The sequence below is a fragment of the Mariniflexile ostreae genome (assembly GCF_042427585.1).
Lineage (GTDB): Bacteria > Bacteroidota > Bacteroidia > Flavobacteriales > Flavobacteriaceae > Pseudalgibacter > Pseudalgibacter ostreae.
Window position 1 is genome coordinate 1 of sequence record NZ_JBHMFC010000086.1, and the last position, 15,704, is coordinate 15,704.

Annotated in this window: 13 protein-coding genes and 1 pseudogene; 1 reads left to right on the plus strand and 13 read right to left on the minus strand. The window is 35.6% G+C overall.

The window, feature by feature from the left end; translation table 11 throughout:
• Positions 1-39 precede the first annotated feature (39 nt).
• From ACFFU9_RS12890 to thrA, 9 genes and pseudogenes are all read right to left on the minus strand, one after another.
• Positions 40-453 (minus strand): annotated as a pseudogene (locus tag ACFFU9_RS12890) (transposase); the annotation flags it as partial.
• 284 nt (positions 454-737) lie between these two features.
• Complete coding sequence (locus ACFFU9_RS12895) at positions 738-1,454, minus strand: YebC/PmpR family DNA-binding transcriptional regulator (protein WP_379861882.1); 717 nt, start codon at positions 1,452-1,454, stop codon at positions 738-740.
• A gap of 159 nt (positions 1,455-1,613) precedes the next feature.
• The gene (locus ACFFU9_RS12900) at positions 1,614-1,904 is read right to left on the minus strand and encodes a 4a-hydroxytetrahydrobiopterin dehydratase (protein ID WP_379861883.1); all 291 of its coding nucleotides are present in this window, start codon (positions 1,902-1,904) and stop codon (positions 1,614-1,616) included.
• A 64-nt stretch (positions 1,905-1,968) separates the two neighbouring features.
• Positions 1,969-2,811, minus strand: a complete 843-nt coding sequence (locus ACFFU9_RS12905) for a sugar nucleotide-binding protein (RefSeq protein ID WP_379861884.1) — start codon at positions 2,809-2,811, stop codon at positions 1,969-1,971.
• Positions 2,812-2,829: 18 nt separating this feature from the next.
• Complete coding sequence (gcvT, locus tag ACFFU9_RS12910) at positions 2,830-3,915, minus strand: glycine cleavage system aminomethyltransferase GcvT (protein ID WP_379861885.1); 1,086 nt, start codon at positions 3,913-3,915, stop codon at positions 2,830-2,832.
• A gap of 363 nt (positions 3,916-4,278) precedes the next feature.
• Positions 4,279-4,872, minus strand: coding sequence for an acetate uptake transporter (locus ACFFU9_RS12915; protein WP_379861887.1), 594 nt, complete (start codon positions 4,870-4,872; stop codon positions 4,279-4,281).
• Between the two features lie 378 nt (positions 4,873-5,250).
• The gene (gene thrC, locus ACFFU9_RS12920; protein ID WP_379861888.1) at positions 5,251-6,543 is read right to left on the minus strand and encodes a threonine synthase; all 1,293 of its coding nucleotides are present in this window, start codon (positions 6,541-6,543) and stop codon (positions 5,251-5,253) included.
• A 50-nt stretch (positions 6,544-6,593) separates the two neighbouring features.
• Positions 6,594-7,514, minus strand: a complete 921-nt coding sequence (locus ACFFU9_RS12925; protein WP_379861890.1) for a homoserine kinase — start codon at positions 7,512-7,514, stop codon at positions 6,594-6,596.
• Positions 7,515-7,595: 81 nt separating this feature from the next.
• Positions 7,596-10,040 (minus strand): bifunctional aspartate kinase/homoserine dehydrogenase I, encoded by a 2,445-nt coding sequence (thrA, locus tag ACFFU9_RS12930; RefSeq protein WP_379861891.1) that lies wholly within the window; start codon positions 10,038-10,040, stop codon positions 7,596-7,598.
• A gap of 345 nt (positions 10,041-10,385) precedes the next feature.
• Between thrA and ACFFU9_RS12935 the strand changes: the two genes are divergently transcribed.
• The gene (locus ACFFU9_RS12935) at positions 10,386-11,951 is read left to right on the plus strand and encodes an NAD(P)H-hydrate dehydratase (protein ID WP_379861892.1); all 1,566 of its coding nucleotides are present in this window, start codon (positions 10,386-10,388) and stop codon (positions 11,949-11,951) included.
• A 223-nt stretch (positions 11,952-12,174) separates the two neighbouring features.
• On the opposite strand, the gene ACFFU9_RS12940 is transcribed toward ACFFU9_RS12935, so the two are convergent.
• The 4 genes from ACFFU9_RS12940 to ACFFU9_RS12955 form a co-directional block, all read right to left on the minus strand.
• Entirely contained in the window at positions 12,175-13,038 is an 864-nt protein-coding gene (locus ACFFU9_RS12940) for a nucleoside phosphorylase (protein ID WP_379861893.1), read from the minus strand.
• Between the two features lie 12 nt (positions 13,039-13,050).
• Positions 13,051-13,983: a DUF1835 domain-containing protein gene (locus ACFFU9_RS12945; protein WP_379861894.1), complete on the minus strand. Its 933-nt coding sequence runs from the start codon at positions 13,981-13,983 to the stop codon at positions 13,051-13,053.
• A 3-nt stretch (positions 13,984-13,986) separates the two neighbouring features.
• Positions 13,987-14,313, minus strand: coding sequence for a translation initiation factor (locus tag ACFFU9_RS12950; RefSeq protein WP_379861895.1), 327 nt, complete (start codon positions 14,311-14,313; stop codon positions 13,987-13,989).
• Between the two features lie 70 nt (positions 14,314-14,383).
• On the minus strand, positions 14,384-15,331 hold the full coding sequence (locus ACFFU9_RS12955) for an isopenicillin N synthase family dioxygenase (RefSeq protein ID WP_379861896.1): 948 nt from the start codon (positions 15,329-15,331) through the stop codon (positions 14,384-14,386).
• Positions 15,332-15,704 lie beyond the last annotated feature (373 nt).

A 15,704-nucleotide genomic window follows, 5' to 3' on the forward strand; every position in this document is an offset into this window, starting at 1 on the left:
AAGCCATAGCAGAGCCAGGCTACTTGTGCAGCTTCATTTTTAGTGACTCATATTCAGTTTCTTGTCTTTTAGTAAAACACGCCAGTTATCGGGTGGACCACGATTATTAAATAATAAAATGGTATGCAGCCTTCCCTTTTTACAAACAGAACATTGGCGGTGCAAAACGGGCCTGTCTGTTTTAACTGGTTCTATTTTTACGGTAGCCAGTTCAGCTTGTAGTTTTGGCAATTTCGTCTTTTTCCAACTGCTACTTAAAATACCATAATGCCGGATGCGGGTAAAACCTTTTGGTAAAATATGCAGAGCAAAACGCCTGATAAACTCCGCGCTCGATACCGTTAAATTGATTTTCTTACCACCGCGACGATAATCCTTGGCTGTAAAAGTGACCTGCTTATTTTTACTATCAATAGTTGCAATCCTGTGGTTGCTAATGGCTATTTTGTGGGTAGAGAGAGAGGCTGAGCTTATCTTTGTAGATTGAATTAGAAGTGGACTTGCGAATAAATCCCCTCTTAAACCTATTGCAAATTTCCCAGACCATCATAATATATCCATTTCGAGCTATTCATAAATATTACAGAGTGGAAAATAACGTTGCACCTCAACTAAATACTCAACTTGCTAATAGACCAAAGCTAAATAGTGTGTTAACGCCCCCAATTGGTTTGCCGTTATATGGGTAAATCGCTTAAAATTGAGGGCAGGGGTATAGGGGGTGAAAAAGCCTCGTTCTACTCTGTCTCATCCATGGTATGGTACACATGCTGCACATCATCATCTTCTTCTAGCTTTTCTAAAAGTTTTTCAACATCTGCGACTTGTTCTTCACTAAGGGTTTTGGTAACTTGCGGAATACGTTCAAAACCAGATGATAAGATTTCGATACCCCGTTTCTCTAGCTCTGCTTGAATGGCACCAAAACTCTCAAAAGGCGCATATATTAAAATGCCATCATCATCTGCAAAAACCTCTTCAGCACCAAAGTCGATAAACTCCAATTCCAATTCTTCGGGATCTAAGCCTTCTGCATTGAGTCTGAAATTGCAAGTATGATCGAACATAAATACTACGGAGCCAGAAGTTCCTAAACTTCCATCACATTTATTAAAATAGCTACGTACATTAGCCACAGTTCTGGTATTATTATCGGTAGCCGTTTCTACTAAAACAGCGATACCATGTGGTGCGTAACCTTCAAAAACGACTTCTTTATAATCGCCTTGGCTTTTATCACTGGCTTTTTTTATGGCTCGTTCTACGTTTTCCTTAGGCATATTTACAGCCTTGGCATTTTGTATAACAGCCCTTAAGCGTGAGTTGCTAGCTGGGTCTGGACCACCTTCTTTTATCGCCATAACAATATCCTTACCAATACGTGTAAAGGCTTTGCTCATGGCAGACCAACGCTTCATTTTACGTGCTTTTCTAAATTCGAAAGCTCTTCCCATAGTTACATTATTTAATTATATTTCTTTGGAGACATTTACATGTCGAAATGTATTAGAATTTACTATATTATTCTTAATCGTTTTTATCACACAAATTTAAAAAAAAACAAGCATCCAAGGTGCCTGTTTTTAATTAATATAAAAATTTAAAGCCGCTAGCTATTCTTCTGGCTCTACTATAAACTCTATAGCCTCTGCTAGCTTGAAATCTTTGTCACTTACCCCATTAACATCATGTGAGGAAAGTGAAATGCTAAGAATGTTATAAGTATTGGACCAATCTGGATGATGGTTTAAAGCTTCACATTCAAAAGCAATTCGACTCATGGCACTAAAGCAATCTTTAAAATTTTCAAACTCAAATTCTGCGTGTATCGCATCATCGTAAAACTCCCAATCTGGAAATCTTAAAAGTCTTTTCTCTATGTCTTCATTTGATAATTTGCTCATAATCAGTATTTATTTAAAAAATTAATGTGTTTTACAATTTAATGATTTACAATCTTAAAATCAATTAAATTTTTAGTTCTAATACAATTTCTTTGCTTTCCAATTGCAAATGCCTTGGTAACAGGTTGTCTTTTGGTAAAACAGCCAAATACCGCTCTTCATTGGTGGTATATACATTTTTATAAACCGGATTTTGCTGCCCTAAAGCGTCTATAAGTTCTTTTATAAAATCGTCGTGATGCACTAAGTCTTTACTTCCTAAATGAAAAATGCCCGATTTATTTCTATTAATTATATAATGGATTTGTTGTGTTACTTTAGAATCTGTGGTAACATTTATTATTAAATTAGGAAATACCTCAATGGGTTCATTATATTTTAAGTTTTGTATGATATCCTGAGTTCTTGGCGAATGCTTTCCAAAAACCATGGGTAACCTTAAGATAGCCACTTTGCTTTTCGGCAAACGTAGTAGCATGTTTTCTATTTTAATTTTGAAATGTCCGTAAACACTATGGGTTAAAGTTTTATCGAATTCGTAACTTGGAAATTTACTATACGCATCAAATACATTGGCAGAAGACAAAAAGATAAGTTTACATTGATGGGCCGATAGATACTCTGTTAAGTGCTTGTGAACCAAAACCTGCTTGGAGAAGTCGCCTCGTAAAGCTGAAATAATTATATCGGGTTTTACAATATCTAAAATTTCAAACACATCGTCTTCATCAATATTATAGTGAAAAAAATGCTTGTTTTTACTATAAACTTTGGTTGCTGTAGCGTAGGTTCCAAAAGTATTAAAATAGGAACAGAGTTCTTTGTAAATACTATTGCCCAAAAACCCACTAGCTCCTAAAATTAAAACCCGGTGTTTACGTTCTTTTTGGTTTTTATTAGCTTTCATATGGATAGCACCAAAAGTTTATTGACGTTTATAAAATGGTGTTTTTACAACAGTTGCAGGAATGGTGTTTTTACGTATTTGGATATGGATTTGGTTGCCAATTCCTGCGAACGGTGTTGGTACATAGCCTAAGCCAATACCTTTGCCCAATGATGGCGCCATAGTACCCGACGTTACAGCACCAATTATAATGCCGTTATCATCTACAATATTATAACCTTGCCTGGGGATGCCTCGTCCTTCAAGTTCGAAAGCAACTAGTTTACGGTTAGAACCGTGTTCTTTTTCTTTTTTTAAAGCTTCGGAATTTGTAAATTCTTTTGTGAATTTGGTAATCCAACCTAAGCCAGCTTCCATAGGCGATGTCGTGTCATCGATGTCGTTACCATACAGACAGTAACCCATTTCTAAACGCAAGGTATCTCGTGCAGCCAAGCCAATAGGTTTAATAGCGTAAGCAGCACCAGCTTCAAATACGTTGTCCCAAATTTGTTTCACATCGTCATTCTTACAATAAATTTCAAAACCGCCACTTCCTGTATAGCCTGTTGCCGAAATGATAACATGCTCAATGCCTGCAAAATCGCCTATTATAAAATTATAAAATTTGATGGCTGATAAATCATGACGGGTTAAAGATTGCATCGCCTCGATAGCTTTTGGCCCTTGAATGGCTAATAAGGCGTAATGGTCACTTAAATTCCGCATGGTAGCGCCCACATCATTTTTAGAAGTTATCCAATTCCAGTCTTTTTCAATATTGCTTGCATTTACAACTAAAAGATAACTGGTTTCTTTAATTTTATATATAATTAAATCGTCTACAATACCGCCAGTATCATTGGGTAAATAGCTGTATTGTGCCTTTCCAACGGTTAATTTAGAAGCGTCGTTACTGCTTATTTTTTGGATGAGTTCAAGCGCATGATCCCCCTCTATTAAAAACTCGCCCATATGCGATACATCAAATACGCCAATGCCGTGGCGTACAGTTTCGTGCTCTATAGTGACACCTTCATACTGTACGGGCATATTATATCCGGCAAAGGGGACTAGTTTAGCGCCAAGTGCTTTGTGGGTTTCTGTTAAAGCTGTGTCTTTCATCAATAAATTTTTTTATATTCCCGCGACGCTGAGAATTTTATTATTTTTTAACGATATATTTTATCGAAAACAAATGTATCGAAAATTTATGGATGTCGCTTTTTTGAACGGGAGTCATAATAAAATATTTTGGTAAAAAGGAGGGGTACCCTATAGTTACAAGTGATACAGGTACAAAAGTGGCGCTTTGTTTTTTATATTAACCGACTTGGCCAATAATAATTTTAGTTAAAAAACAAACCCTATGAAATTGGTATCCATAGGGTTTGATGATTAAAACAATTTATATACGTTTTATTTCGGATTTAATAAAAAATGTATTGAAATCACTGGTGGGCGATAACAATTCCGATAATTATAAATCTATTTTTTTATGGGGCCAATAGGCCATAATACTTTGCCGTAAGACTCATTAATAACTTGGGCTAAAGCTGCATATATTGCAGAAAAACCACACAGAATCCCTTCATAGCCTGCAATTTCTTTTATTAGTGCGCTATTTGTAATATCACCAAGGGCTAATAAAAAGAACAGCAATGTTAAGGTTGCGAAAACCACTTGTAATGCGCGACTTATTTTTAAGGTTGCTATAAAAAGACCTCCAGTGAAAATCCCCCACATAATTAAGTATATACCCATTGATAAGTTATCTGCAGCGGCAGCTAATCCCATTTTAGGCATTATAAGTAAAGCCACTAAAGAAAGCCAGAAAAAACCATAGGAGGTAAAAGCTGTAGTAGCAAAAGTATTGCCTTTTTTCCACTCCATAATTCCAGCAATAACTTGAGCCAGTCCGCCATAAAAAATCCCCATAGCCAATATCATGGCATTAAGTTCGAAAATACCGGCATTGTGAAAATTTAAAAGTACTGTGGTCATGCCAAAACCCATTAAGCCAAGAGGTGCAGGGTTTGATGTGTGGTCTTCTAGTTTTACCACTTGAGTTGTGTTGTCCATTTGTGTGAATGCTTTTTGTATGAGTAGTATTTGTGATTTAGGCTATATATTTAAATGTAGAGTGTAACTGAAGTTTAGGATTCTAGTAGTTCAAAATAATGGATTAGAGCTAGTTAAAACTCATAAGTTGTTACTTAAATTTAACGAAGCAAATGTATATAAAATTTGAATATGTACGACTTTTAAGAAGAGGATTTAATCAAAATTATTATCCACATAAAGGCCATTGAAAAAGGGAGAGGCGCCGATTTTTGAATACGATTTTTGAATATATTAGTTTAAAAATCTATTACTTGAATGGTAATAAAAAAGGAGTGGAACCGTACAGTACCACTCCTTTTTATTTTACTTCGCGTTTTGCTTTTTAAAGCATTCATGCTATCTTAATAAGTAAGCTTTTAAATCGTTATAAGTCTGAATATTTTCTGCAACTTTGTCTTTCCCCATAACAGATTGGATTTGTTCTGGTAAAGGTTGTTCTTCTTTTATAACGTCTTCAACAATATCTAAAAACTTAGTTGGATGTGCGGTTTCTAAGAATACGCAATGTGTTTTTGGATGTTCTTTTAAGTAAGCCTTACATCCTAAATACCCAACGGCACCATGTGGGTCTGCTACATAATTAAAGCTCTTGTACATATCTAGCATGGCAGCTCTTGTTTCTGCATCAGAAAAACTATAAGAAGATAAGTTTTCTTTTAAGGCTTTAAAATTGTTTTTATAAATTTCCTGAATACGGATAAAATTACTTGGTGCCCCCACATCCATAGCGTTACTAATAGTCTGTACGGATGGTTTTGGTTCGTATAATTGTGAGATTAAATACCGTGTTACCACATTATTGGCATTATTTGAAGCTATAAAATGTTGGATAGGCAAACCTAATTGTTGTGCCATCATGCCTGCACAAATATTACCGAAGTTTCCGCTAGGTACTGAAAATACAAGTCTATCATGCTTTTTATGCAATTGCTTATAAGCAAACATAAAGTAGAACAATTGTGGCAACCAGCGTGCTACATTAATGGAATTTGCCGAAGTAAGTTGCATTCTACTGATTAAATCTTCATCTAAAAAAGCAGTTTTAACCATGGCTTGGCAATCATCAAATGTCCCATCCACTTCTAAAGCACTAATGTTTTGCCCCAGTGTAGTTAACTGTTTTTCTTGAATGTCGCTCACTTTTCCGCTTGGATAAAGGATAACGACCTTAACACCTTTAACACCTAAAAAACCATTGGCAACAGCACCACCTGTATCACCAGAAGTGGCGACCAAAACAGTTACTTCTCTATCATTGCTTTTGTTAAAATAGCCTAAACAACGTGCCATAAAGCGAGCACCAACATCTTTAAAAGCCATGGTAGGCCCATGGAACAATTCTAAAGTAGAAATGTTTTCATTGAGCTGTACCACAGGGAAATCAAAGGACAAGGTTTCTTCAACAATGGTCTTTAAAACATCTTCTGGGATTTCAGGAGATACAAATTGTTTAATCGCCTCAAAAGCAATCTCAGTATGCGAAAGCTTGTCAATATTTTCAAAAAATTCCTTGGATAAGGGTGTAATTTGTTCTGGAAAGTATAGCCCCTTATCTGGTGCCAATCCTTTTATTACAGCATCTTTAAATGTTGTATGGGGCGCTTTGTGATTTAGTGAATAGTAGTTCATTGTTTTGTAGTCTTGAGTAAGTCAAAAACTTGTTTGTTTAAAAATTTATTTTATAGTATTTTAACACCCTCCACATTAATCTTCGATACATGCATATCAAAAAGGATATTTGTTCTAGAATACACTTTTTCAATAGCTTCTTTTACGCTGTTAGCAGCCTCTAGTCCTTTGCTTAATGAAAAAATTGAAGGTCCCGAGCCTGAAATTCCCGTGCCTAAAGCCCCTGCTTTTAGTGCCGCTTTTTTTACTTCGTTGTAATGCGGAATCAATGTGCTTCTGTAAGGTTCAACAATTACATCGTGTAATGAATTTTGGATAAGATTATAATCGCTTGTATGCAGTGCATGTACCAAACTACCTAAATTAGCCCATTGGGCAATGGCGTCTTGAAGCGGAACTTCTTTTGGAAGAATGGCTCGAGCTTCAGAGGTTTTTATTTCTATTTGTGGGTGGATTATAGTTACATACAGCTCGTTTGGCGATGGAATTTCAAGTATTTCTAAAGGCGTTAAACTTTTCACCAAAGTAAAGCCACCAAAAAGAGCAGGTGCCAAATTATCGGCATGCTCGCACTTACTGGCCAGGGCTTCGCCTTTTATAGCAAATGCGGTAAGCTGTGTTTTGTTAAATGGTTTCCCTAAGAGTTCATTCATCCCAAAAACACTACCCACAGCACTTGCAGCACTGCTCCCAATACCGCTACCGGGCTTTATGTTTTTATAGATTTCAATTTCGAATCCAAAATCGACATCAATGGCCTCGTACATGGCTAATGCTGAAACACCTGCTACATTGAGTTCTGGCTCATAAGGCAAATCAAAGCCTTCAATTTTAGTAATATGGATGCCTTTTTTATCCGTTTTTCGAATAACCATTTCGTCGCCCACACTATCCAAACAAAAGCCTAAGACGTCAAACCCACATGAAACATTGGCTACGGTTGCAGGAGAAAATATTTTTATTTCATTCATATGTTATAGACATAAAGAAAAACAGAGAAAAGAAAATAACCGGTATAAAGCGGTTTTCACTTTCTCTGTTCAGTCATCTTTTTAATCATTTCCAATTCTAATAATATCTGCAAACAAACCTGATGCTGTAACATCTGCACCAGCACCAGCACCCTTTATGATCATGGGTTGTTCTGGGTAACGTTGTGTATAGAACATCACGATGTTATCTTTTCCTTCTAAATTATAAAAGGGGTGACCTTCTGGTATTTCTTGCAAGCCTACACTGGCCTTGTCGCCATTAAATTGGGCTACATACTTTAATTGGCAATTTTTCGCTTTCGCGGAAGCGTATAAGTTTTGGTAGTGGCTTTCATCTTCAATAAGCGTTTTGTAAAAATCGTCTACAGAATCACTTTTTAACCCAGAATCTGAAAGGAAAGGCGTGTTTTCTATATCTTCAAGATTCATTTCAACACCACTTTCTCTAGCTAAAATTAAAATTTTTCGAGCCACATCCACACCACTCAAATCGATTCTGGGATCTGGTTCTGTGTAGCCTTCAGCAGCAGCATCTTTTACAACATCATAAAACTTGGTTTTATCTGAGAAGTTATTGAACACAAAATTCAAACTTCCAGAAAGCACGGCTTGTATGGATTTTATTTTATCTCCAGAAGCCATTAAGTTATTTAAGGTGTCTATAATGGGCAAGCCCGCGCCTACATTGGTTTCAAAAAGAAATGGTGCATTGTATTTAAGGGATAGTTGTTTTAAAAGTTTATAGTTTTCAAAATCGCTAGAACAGGCAATTTTATTACAGGCTACCACACCAATACTGCTTCTTAAATAATCGGCATATAGATTAGAAACATCGTAATTTGCTGTAACGTCTACAAATATACTATTGCGTAGATTTAAGGATTTGGTTTTTTCATAAAACCCTTTTAAAGAGGCTTTTTCTCCTGCTTCTAAAGTCTCTTTCCAATGGTTTAAATCAAGACCATCATCATTAAAAACCATGGTTCTGGAATTGGATAATCCAGCAATACGCATGTTTATTTTAAGATTTTCTTTTAAATATTTACGTTGCTTTTTTATTTGTTCTACTAATTTCTCTCCAACATTCCCAACTCCAGTAATAAATACATTAAGTTGTTTTGTTTTAGTTTCAAAAAACTGTTCGTGTAAGGTGTTTAAAGCCTTTTTAACATCACTTTGTGCGATCACTGCAGAAATATTTTTTTCGGACGCGCCTTGTGCTATAGCGCGAATATTAATATTATTTTTACCTAAGGTGCTAAACATTTTTCCACTAATTCCTTGATGATTTTTCATTTTATCGCCAACTAAGGCAATAATTGATAAGTCTTTTTCTAAAATAATGGGGTCTATTTTGCGAAGCGCTATTTCATTTTCAAAAGTAGCATCGATGGCCAATTTGGCTGCTTCAGCATCTTTCTCTTCAATGCCTAAACAAATAGAATGCTCTGAAGAGGCTTGCGTAATTAAAATCACATTGATTTTGTCTAGAGACAAGGTTTCGAACAACCGTCTCGAAAACCCAGGGATGCCAATCATGCCGCTACCTTGAAGTGTTAACAACGCGATATTATTAATGTTGCTAATTCCTTTTACAGGACCATTCCCATTAGTATCATCATTGGAGATTATAGTGCCTGCAACTTCAGGCTCTAAAGTGTTTTTAATATGAATGGGAATATTTAAATTTAAGACAGGCTGCACAGTGGGTGGATAAAGTACTTTTGCACCAAAATGCGAAAGTTCCATAGCCTCTTGATAAGATATTTTTTTAATAGGATATGCTTGTTTAACAAGTTTAGGATTTGTGGTATACATACCGCTTACATCGGTCCATATTTCTAGTTGCTCTACGTTAAGTGCAGCAGAAACCATAGCTGCTGTAAAATCCGATCCGCCACGTCCTAGAGTGGTTTGTTCTCCCGATTTCGATTTTGAAATAAACCCTGGAAGAATAGTAATCTGTTGTTTTGCAGCGTTAAAATAGGTTTGTATATTCGAATACGTTAATGGATAGTCTACTTCCGCCTTTGTAAAATTGGAATTGGTTACCACTAAATCTTGTGAGTTTTTATAAGCCGCTGGTGCGTTACGACTCTTTAAAGTTTCCGCTAAGATAAACGAAGACAATAACTCACCAAAAGTCAATAATTTATCTGATGTTTTAGGAGAAAGCTCATTAATCAAATAAATACCATCTAAGAGACTTTTAAGCTCGACCAACTTTTCATCTACATAACGCATAATAGAATCGTTGTTATTAGGAACTAAGTCTTTAACAATAGAAAAATGAATATCTTTTATGATATCAAAAGTATTATTAAAGCTTGTGTCTTTATTTTTAGCCAATTCACCAGCCAATAATAATTTATCTGTAATGCCGCCAACAGCTGAAACTACGCAAATTACGGGATCCGTTTTTGCATAATCATTTAATATGTTGATGACTTTATTTATGTTTTTTGAAGAACCTACGGAGGTCCCCCCAAATTTTAAAACCTTCATTTTTAATGAATTAATGTTTGAATAAATGATTTTGAAAACGTACAACCCTTAAGGTTGCAAAGATAGTCCGAAGAAATATATAAACCTAGAAACCCCAAGGGGTAATGGTAAAGATGGTTACTCCAAAAGCCACGATAGTCGCTTTGAAAAAAGAAAGAATAACAAGGTTTATATTTAAGTTTAAAAGATTCATTTTTCGAAATAAACACTCCAAAAGTATTACTTTTAGCCTAATAAAAAAACAAAAATCGGCTTTTTGCGTAATTCTTAAACAGAAGTGCTTTATTTTTAAAAGATTGAATGGTTTTTTTAATAGAATTGTAGAATTAATAAAAAAACGAACCAGTGAAAATATTCTCAAAAGACCAAATATACGAAGGTGATAAGCTCACGGCCGAACGTCAAAACATTACATCTGCCGATTTGATGGAGCGGGCCGGGATACAGCTATTTAATTGGATGCATTTACGATTACAAGGTGCCCAAGTACCCATTCATGTGTTTTGTGGTATAGGGAACAATGGTGGAGATGGCTTAGTCCTTGCCCGCCATTTAATTACCCATGGTTATCATGTAAAGACTTATGTTGTTAATTGTAGCGATAAGCGTTCTAAAGATTTTTTAGTGAATTATGATCGTATTAAAAACGTATCAAAAAAATGGCCTATATTATTAAAATGTGAAAGTGATTTTCCGGAAATAGCACCCCAAGACATCATTGTAGATGCTATTTTTGGTATTGGTCTTAATCGGCCCATTGATCCTTGGGTAAAAGCATTATTTATGCATTTTAAAAGTACAGGAGCTTTTACAATGGCTATAGATATTTCCTCGGGTTTAAGCACAGAACGTGTACCAGTAGATTCAGAAAGCGTGGTTTGGGCAGGATACACCTTGAGTTTTGCCTCCCCTAAACTGGTGTTTTTTTTACCTGAAACCTCTAAATACACGGTGCATTGGGAGGTTTTAGATATTGGTTTGGATGTTGGCTTTTTACGAGGTGTGCCTACAGAAAATGAACTTATAGGAAAACATGAAGTCTTGCCGATTTATAAACCCAGAACCAAATTTTCACATAAAGGAAGCTTTGGTCATGCCCTTATTGTTGGCGGAAGTTATGGGAAAATAGGAGCCGTAACTTTAGCGAGTAGAGCAGCACTTTCTGTAGGAGCTGGTCTGGTAACAGTATTTGTACCAAAATGCGGATACGTCCCGTTGCAAGCGGCGTTTCCTGAAGCCATGGTGATTACAGATATGGAGGAGGATTTTATCTCTAAAATTGAATTTGATATTACGCCATCGGTTATCGGTCTGGGTATAGGGATGGGTACGAATTCTAAAACCATAGCGGCGTTTGCTGTCTTTTTAAAACAAAACAAAACACCGTTGGTTGTTGATGCCGATGGGATTAACATCTTGTCTAAAAAGAAACGTCTATTAAAATTATTGCCTAGTGCATCGATTTTAACGCCACATCCAAAAGAACTGGAGCGTTTGATAGGAAAATGGAAAGACGATTTTGATAAACTGGAAAAGGTAAAGGTGTTTTCTAAAAAATATGATGTTATTGTGGTTATAAAAGGCGCCAATACGATGACTGTTTATAAAGATAAAACGTATATCAATACCACAGGGAACCCTGGATTGGCAACGGCAGGCAGTGGCGATGTGCTTACCGGAATTATTACGGGTTTGATATCTCAAGGATATGAAGCTTTGCCTGCTACTATTTTTGGTGTTTATTTACATGGAAAATCGGCCGATATTGCTGTTGAAGATTTTGGTTACCAGAGTTTAATAGCAAGTCATGTGATTGATTATTTAGGGAGCGCTTATATGAATTTATTTGAACCTCAAAAAGAAACTGAAGGTGATGAACAGGAGGGAGCCCGCAATAAAAAACAACCCTAATAAAGGCTGTTTGTATGCCATCCTAAAATAGTATGTGTTAATGATAAAGTTGTTTCTTAAATTTTCAAAATAATTCCATAACCTATTGGTGTGTAGTTTTTTTTATAAAAAAATATTTCATTTTAAACCATATTAATTACTTGTTGAAGTATAAATTATACTTAGATACGAATTGTTATAGTACATTGCAATGTACAGGGGGCTTTACTATGTAAAAAATCAATTATAATTTTTCTAGAGTATAACAAATCAATTTTTCCATTGCGGCTTCTGGGTCTTTACTAAACGTTGCGAGTGCTCGATTTGCAATTATGGCACTTAATGAGATGGCATGGTGCCCAAGTAATTTAGATAGGCCATAAATAGCGGCTGTTTCCATTTCTAAATTGGTTACTTGTAAGCCTTCGTATTCAAAAGAAGCCATTTTATCGTTTAAGCCGTCATCTTGAAGCTGCAATCTTAAAAACCGCCCTTGTGGCCCATAAAAACCGTTTGCAGTACCGGTCATGCCTTTAAAGGTTCTGTCGCTTTCAAACTGTTTTTCTAAACGCTTACTGCTGTTAACTACCACGGGGTTTGCTTTTTCTGAGTGCCATTTTGTATGGGCAACAAAAGCCTTTTCAATGTCTAGATTAGATATTTTATTCGAAATATAAGAATGGAAGAGTCCGCTAAACTCTATCGCATGGGTATTGAGAAGAAAAGCATCAACAGGAATCTTTTTTTGTAAGGTTCCAGATGTCCCAATTCTTATAATATTTAAAGCGGTGTGGTCTTGCTTTATGGTTTTTGTTTTTAGGTCGATATTTACCAATGCATCCAGTTCATTTAAAACAATATCAATATTATCACAGCCAATTCCTGTAGAAATAACCGAGAGTCTTTTCCCTTTATAGCGTCCCGTTTGGGTTTTAAACTCTCTTTTTTGAGTTTCAAATTCTATTACATCGAAATGCTTCGTAATAAGGGGGACGCGATCTGGATCTCCAACAAAAATGATGGTATGTGCAATATGGTCTGGTTTTAAATTAAGGTGGTAAATACTACCATCGGGATTTAAAATTAACTCAGAGTCTTTTATGGGCATTTTACAATCGTTTTATTTTAGGGTTTCTACCAATTTATTTAATCGCTTACTAAATTTGAAGTCGTATTTTTTTACGCCACCAAAAACCATATCACCATGGAGCTGAGATGAAAAATCATGTTGCCCCAATAATGCTTCATGCCCCATTCTATTTAGCTTTATACCTTCTGCGTTTTCAGAAAAGAAGAGACTGAGTTTTTCAATCATGCGAATAAACTGCATCTCTCTAAAACCATAATAGCCTTGAAAATTTAAAGCATATCCCAATAATTGATTTCTAGTTTTTATAGACTGTTGGTTTATAATTTCAAGAATATTGGCTTCTAAAACACTTAAACCCGTTTTAGAATTTGGAAACCGTTCTAAATGGGCTTTTAAGCAATTGCTCATGTATTTAAAAGAAGAATCCTTAACAATATAAGGTTTGAATAAATTGTGGTCTTTACCGCAGTAAGTTTGCCATAGCGTTACGCACAATTGAATATCTTCAGGCGTAAGCCTTGTTTTGCTCTCATAATGATTTAAAAGCTGTCCAGACGACAGTTCTGATAGTTCTTTTAAGTTCTTCTCACCTTTAACCCTGCCGCTGCATACATGATAAATGGGGAGTTTTATTTTCTTTTGCTGAATTAAACTAATAACTCCAAGCATATTGACATGGCAAAATAAATCATAATCAAACCAAAGCACAATTTCTGAATAATTTTCAGGATGGTTAAGTTTATCAATCTCTTCATTGAATTCTCGAATATCAAAATCAATATCATAAAATGTTCTTAAGAATTTAGAGCGCATGTCTAAAAAATCATCAGAACCTACCGTACTGATCACTGGGCCTTCACACAGTATCTCTTGCCAGATTAAGATGTCACCTGTAATCCCTAATGCTTTAATTAGCTTGGTTAAGGTGCTATCATTTGTAATATGCAATGCTTTTTTATTCATAAATCAACCTCCTACACGTTTAACAGAGAACCCTTTGTTTTTTAGGATTTCCATAATTTTATCGCGATAATCGCCCTGAATAATAATGCGGTCATCTTTAAAACTCCCACCAACACTTAGGGTTGTTTTAATATCTTTAGCCAATATTTTAAAATCTTCGGTTGCTCCAGTGTAACCTTCTAAAACAGTAATGGGTTTGCCTTTACGCTTTTCATACTTGCATAAAATGGGCTCGTCTTGAATCCATATATTAGAACCTTCTTCTCTGTCGTTTATGTCCTCTTCGAGATGTTCGGGAAAAAGGTTTTTTAGCTGATCTTTTAAATCCATGGTTTTTGTTTAGTAAGTCTCAGTAATTATTTTTTAAATCTATTTAAGGAAACTGTAAAGGAAGCTGCTGTTAATTTTTTAATCCCAATTCAATCAAGCGCTCGTTTAAAAAGGCGCCAGCAGTAATGTTTTCATATTGTTTTGGATGGGCCTCGTCGATACAGCCTTCCAAAACATCCAATTTCATATCACTTACAGGATGCATAAAAAAAGGAACAGAATACCTAGATGTTCCCCAAAGGTCTTTTGGCGGATTTACAACACGATGAATGGTCGATTTTAATTTATTATTGGTATGTCGTGATAGCATATCGCCTACGTTAATCATGAGCTCATCGGGTGCTGCAATAGCATCTACCCATTCCCCTTTATTGTTTTTAACCTGCAAGCCTTTTCCTTGTGCACCAATCAATAGTGTAATTAAATTTATATCGCCATGTGCTGCAGCACGCACGGCTTCTTTAGGCTCATTAACGATGGGAGGGTAGTGTATCGGTCTTAAAATAGAATTGCCATTAAGGATGTAATCATCAAAATACGTATCCTTTAAGTTTAAGTGAATGGCTAAGGCACGAAGCACGTATTTTGCAGTTTTTTCTAACATTTTGAACACCTCTTTTCCAACGGCATTAAATTCGGGAAGCTCCTTAACGATTACGTTTTTTGGATATTCGGCCTCTAATTTGGCATCGCCTTCTACATATTGCCCAAAGTGCCAAAACTCCTTTAAATCGCCCTCTTTTTTGCCTTTGGCACTTTCTTTTCCAAAGGAAACGTAGCCACGTTGGCCACCAATTCCAGGTATTTCATAGCGTTGTTTGATTTCTGTAGGCAAATCGAAAAAGTTCTTGATTTCCGAATACAACTTTTCCACTAGCGCATCGTCTAAAAAATGCCCTTTTAAAGCTACAAAGCCAATATCTTGATAAGCCTTGCCTAGGCGATCCACAAAGTCTTGTTTTTTTATGGGATCATCAGATAAAAAATCGTTTAAATCGACACTGGGTACTGGTTTCATTTTAAATATAAATAAAAGGTGTCTTACAAATGTACAAATATTGTAATAGGATGGCATGCCAATTAAGATAACTTTTAGCCTTAGAGGGTATTATACTTACTTTAATTTCTAGTATTAATTTTTAATTTTTGAGTGCCTCATTTCTCTTAGCGATTGGCCTTATGGCGTATCGTAATATTTCCTTATTGGTAACAAAAATCAGGATAATTAATTGGCGAGATTAAGCTGTTTTTATATTCATTTTAAATAAAACCTTATATTTAGAAACTCTAAAATAGAGAAAAGGCCTAACATTTGTTAGTAATAGATTTTATTGGGGAATCCTACATGGTGAAAACATACTCTATTACATTGTAAATAAGGGGATAAAGTC

Bases quoted from the DNA above. Each gene is read 5' to 3' on its own strand.
- ACFFU9_RS12895 (WP_379861882.1), bottom strand. From the start codon at position 1,454: ATGGGAAGAGCTTTCGAATTTAGAAAAGCACGTAAAATGAAGCGTTGG.
- ACFFU9_RS12955 (WP_379861896.1), bottom strand. From the start codon at position 15,331: ATGAAACCAGTACCCAGTGTCGATTTAAACGATTTTTTATCTGATGAT.
- ACFFU9_RS12940 (WP_379861893.1), bottom strand. From the start codon at position 13,038: ATGCCCATAAAAGACTCTGAGTTAATTTTAAATCCCGATGGTAGTATT.
- ACFFU9_RS12950 (WP_379861895.1), bottom strand. From the start codon at position 14,313: ATGGATTTAAAAGATCAGCTAAAAAACCTTTTTCCCGAACATCTCGAA.
- gcvT (WP_379861885.1), bottom strand. From the start codon at position 3,915: ATGAAAGACACAGCTTTAACAGAAACCCACAAAGCACTTGGCGCTAAA.
- ACFFU9_RS12905 (WP_379861884.1), bottom strand. From the start codon at position 2,811: ATGAAAGCTAATAAAAACCAAAAAGAACGTAAACACCGGGTTTTAATT.
- thrA (WP_379861891.1), bottom strand. From the start codon at position 10,040: ATGAAGGTTTTAAAATTTGGGGGGACCTCCGTAGGTTCTTCAAAAAAC.
- ACFFU9_RS12945 (WP_379861894.1), bottom strand. From the start codon at position 13,983: ATGAATAAAAAAGCATTGCATATTACAAATGATAGCACCTTAACCAAG.
- ACFFU9_RS12915 (WP_379861887.1), bottom strand. From the start codon at position 4,872: ATGGACAACACAACTCAAGTGGTAAAACTAGAAGACCACACATCAAAC.
- ACFFU9_RS12925 (WP_379861890.1), bottom strand. From the start codon at position 7,514: ATGAATGAAATAAAAATATTTTCTCCTGCAACCGTAGCCAATGTTTCA.
- ACFFU9_RS12900 (WP_379861883.1), bottom strand. From the start codon at position 1,904: ATGAGCAAATTATCAAATGAAGACATAGAGAAAAGACTTTTAAGATTT.
- thrC (WP_379861888.1), bottom strand. From the start codon at position 6,543: ATGAACTACTATTCACTAAATCACAAAGCGCCCCATACAACATTTAAA.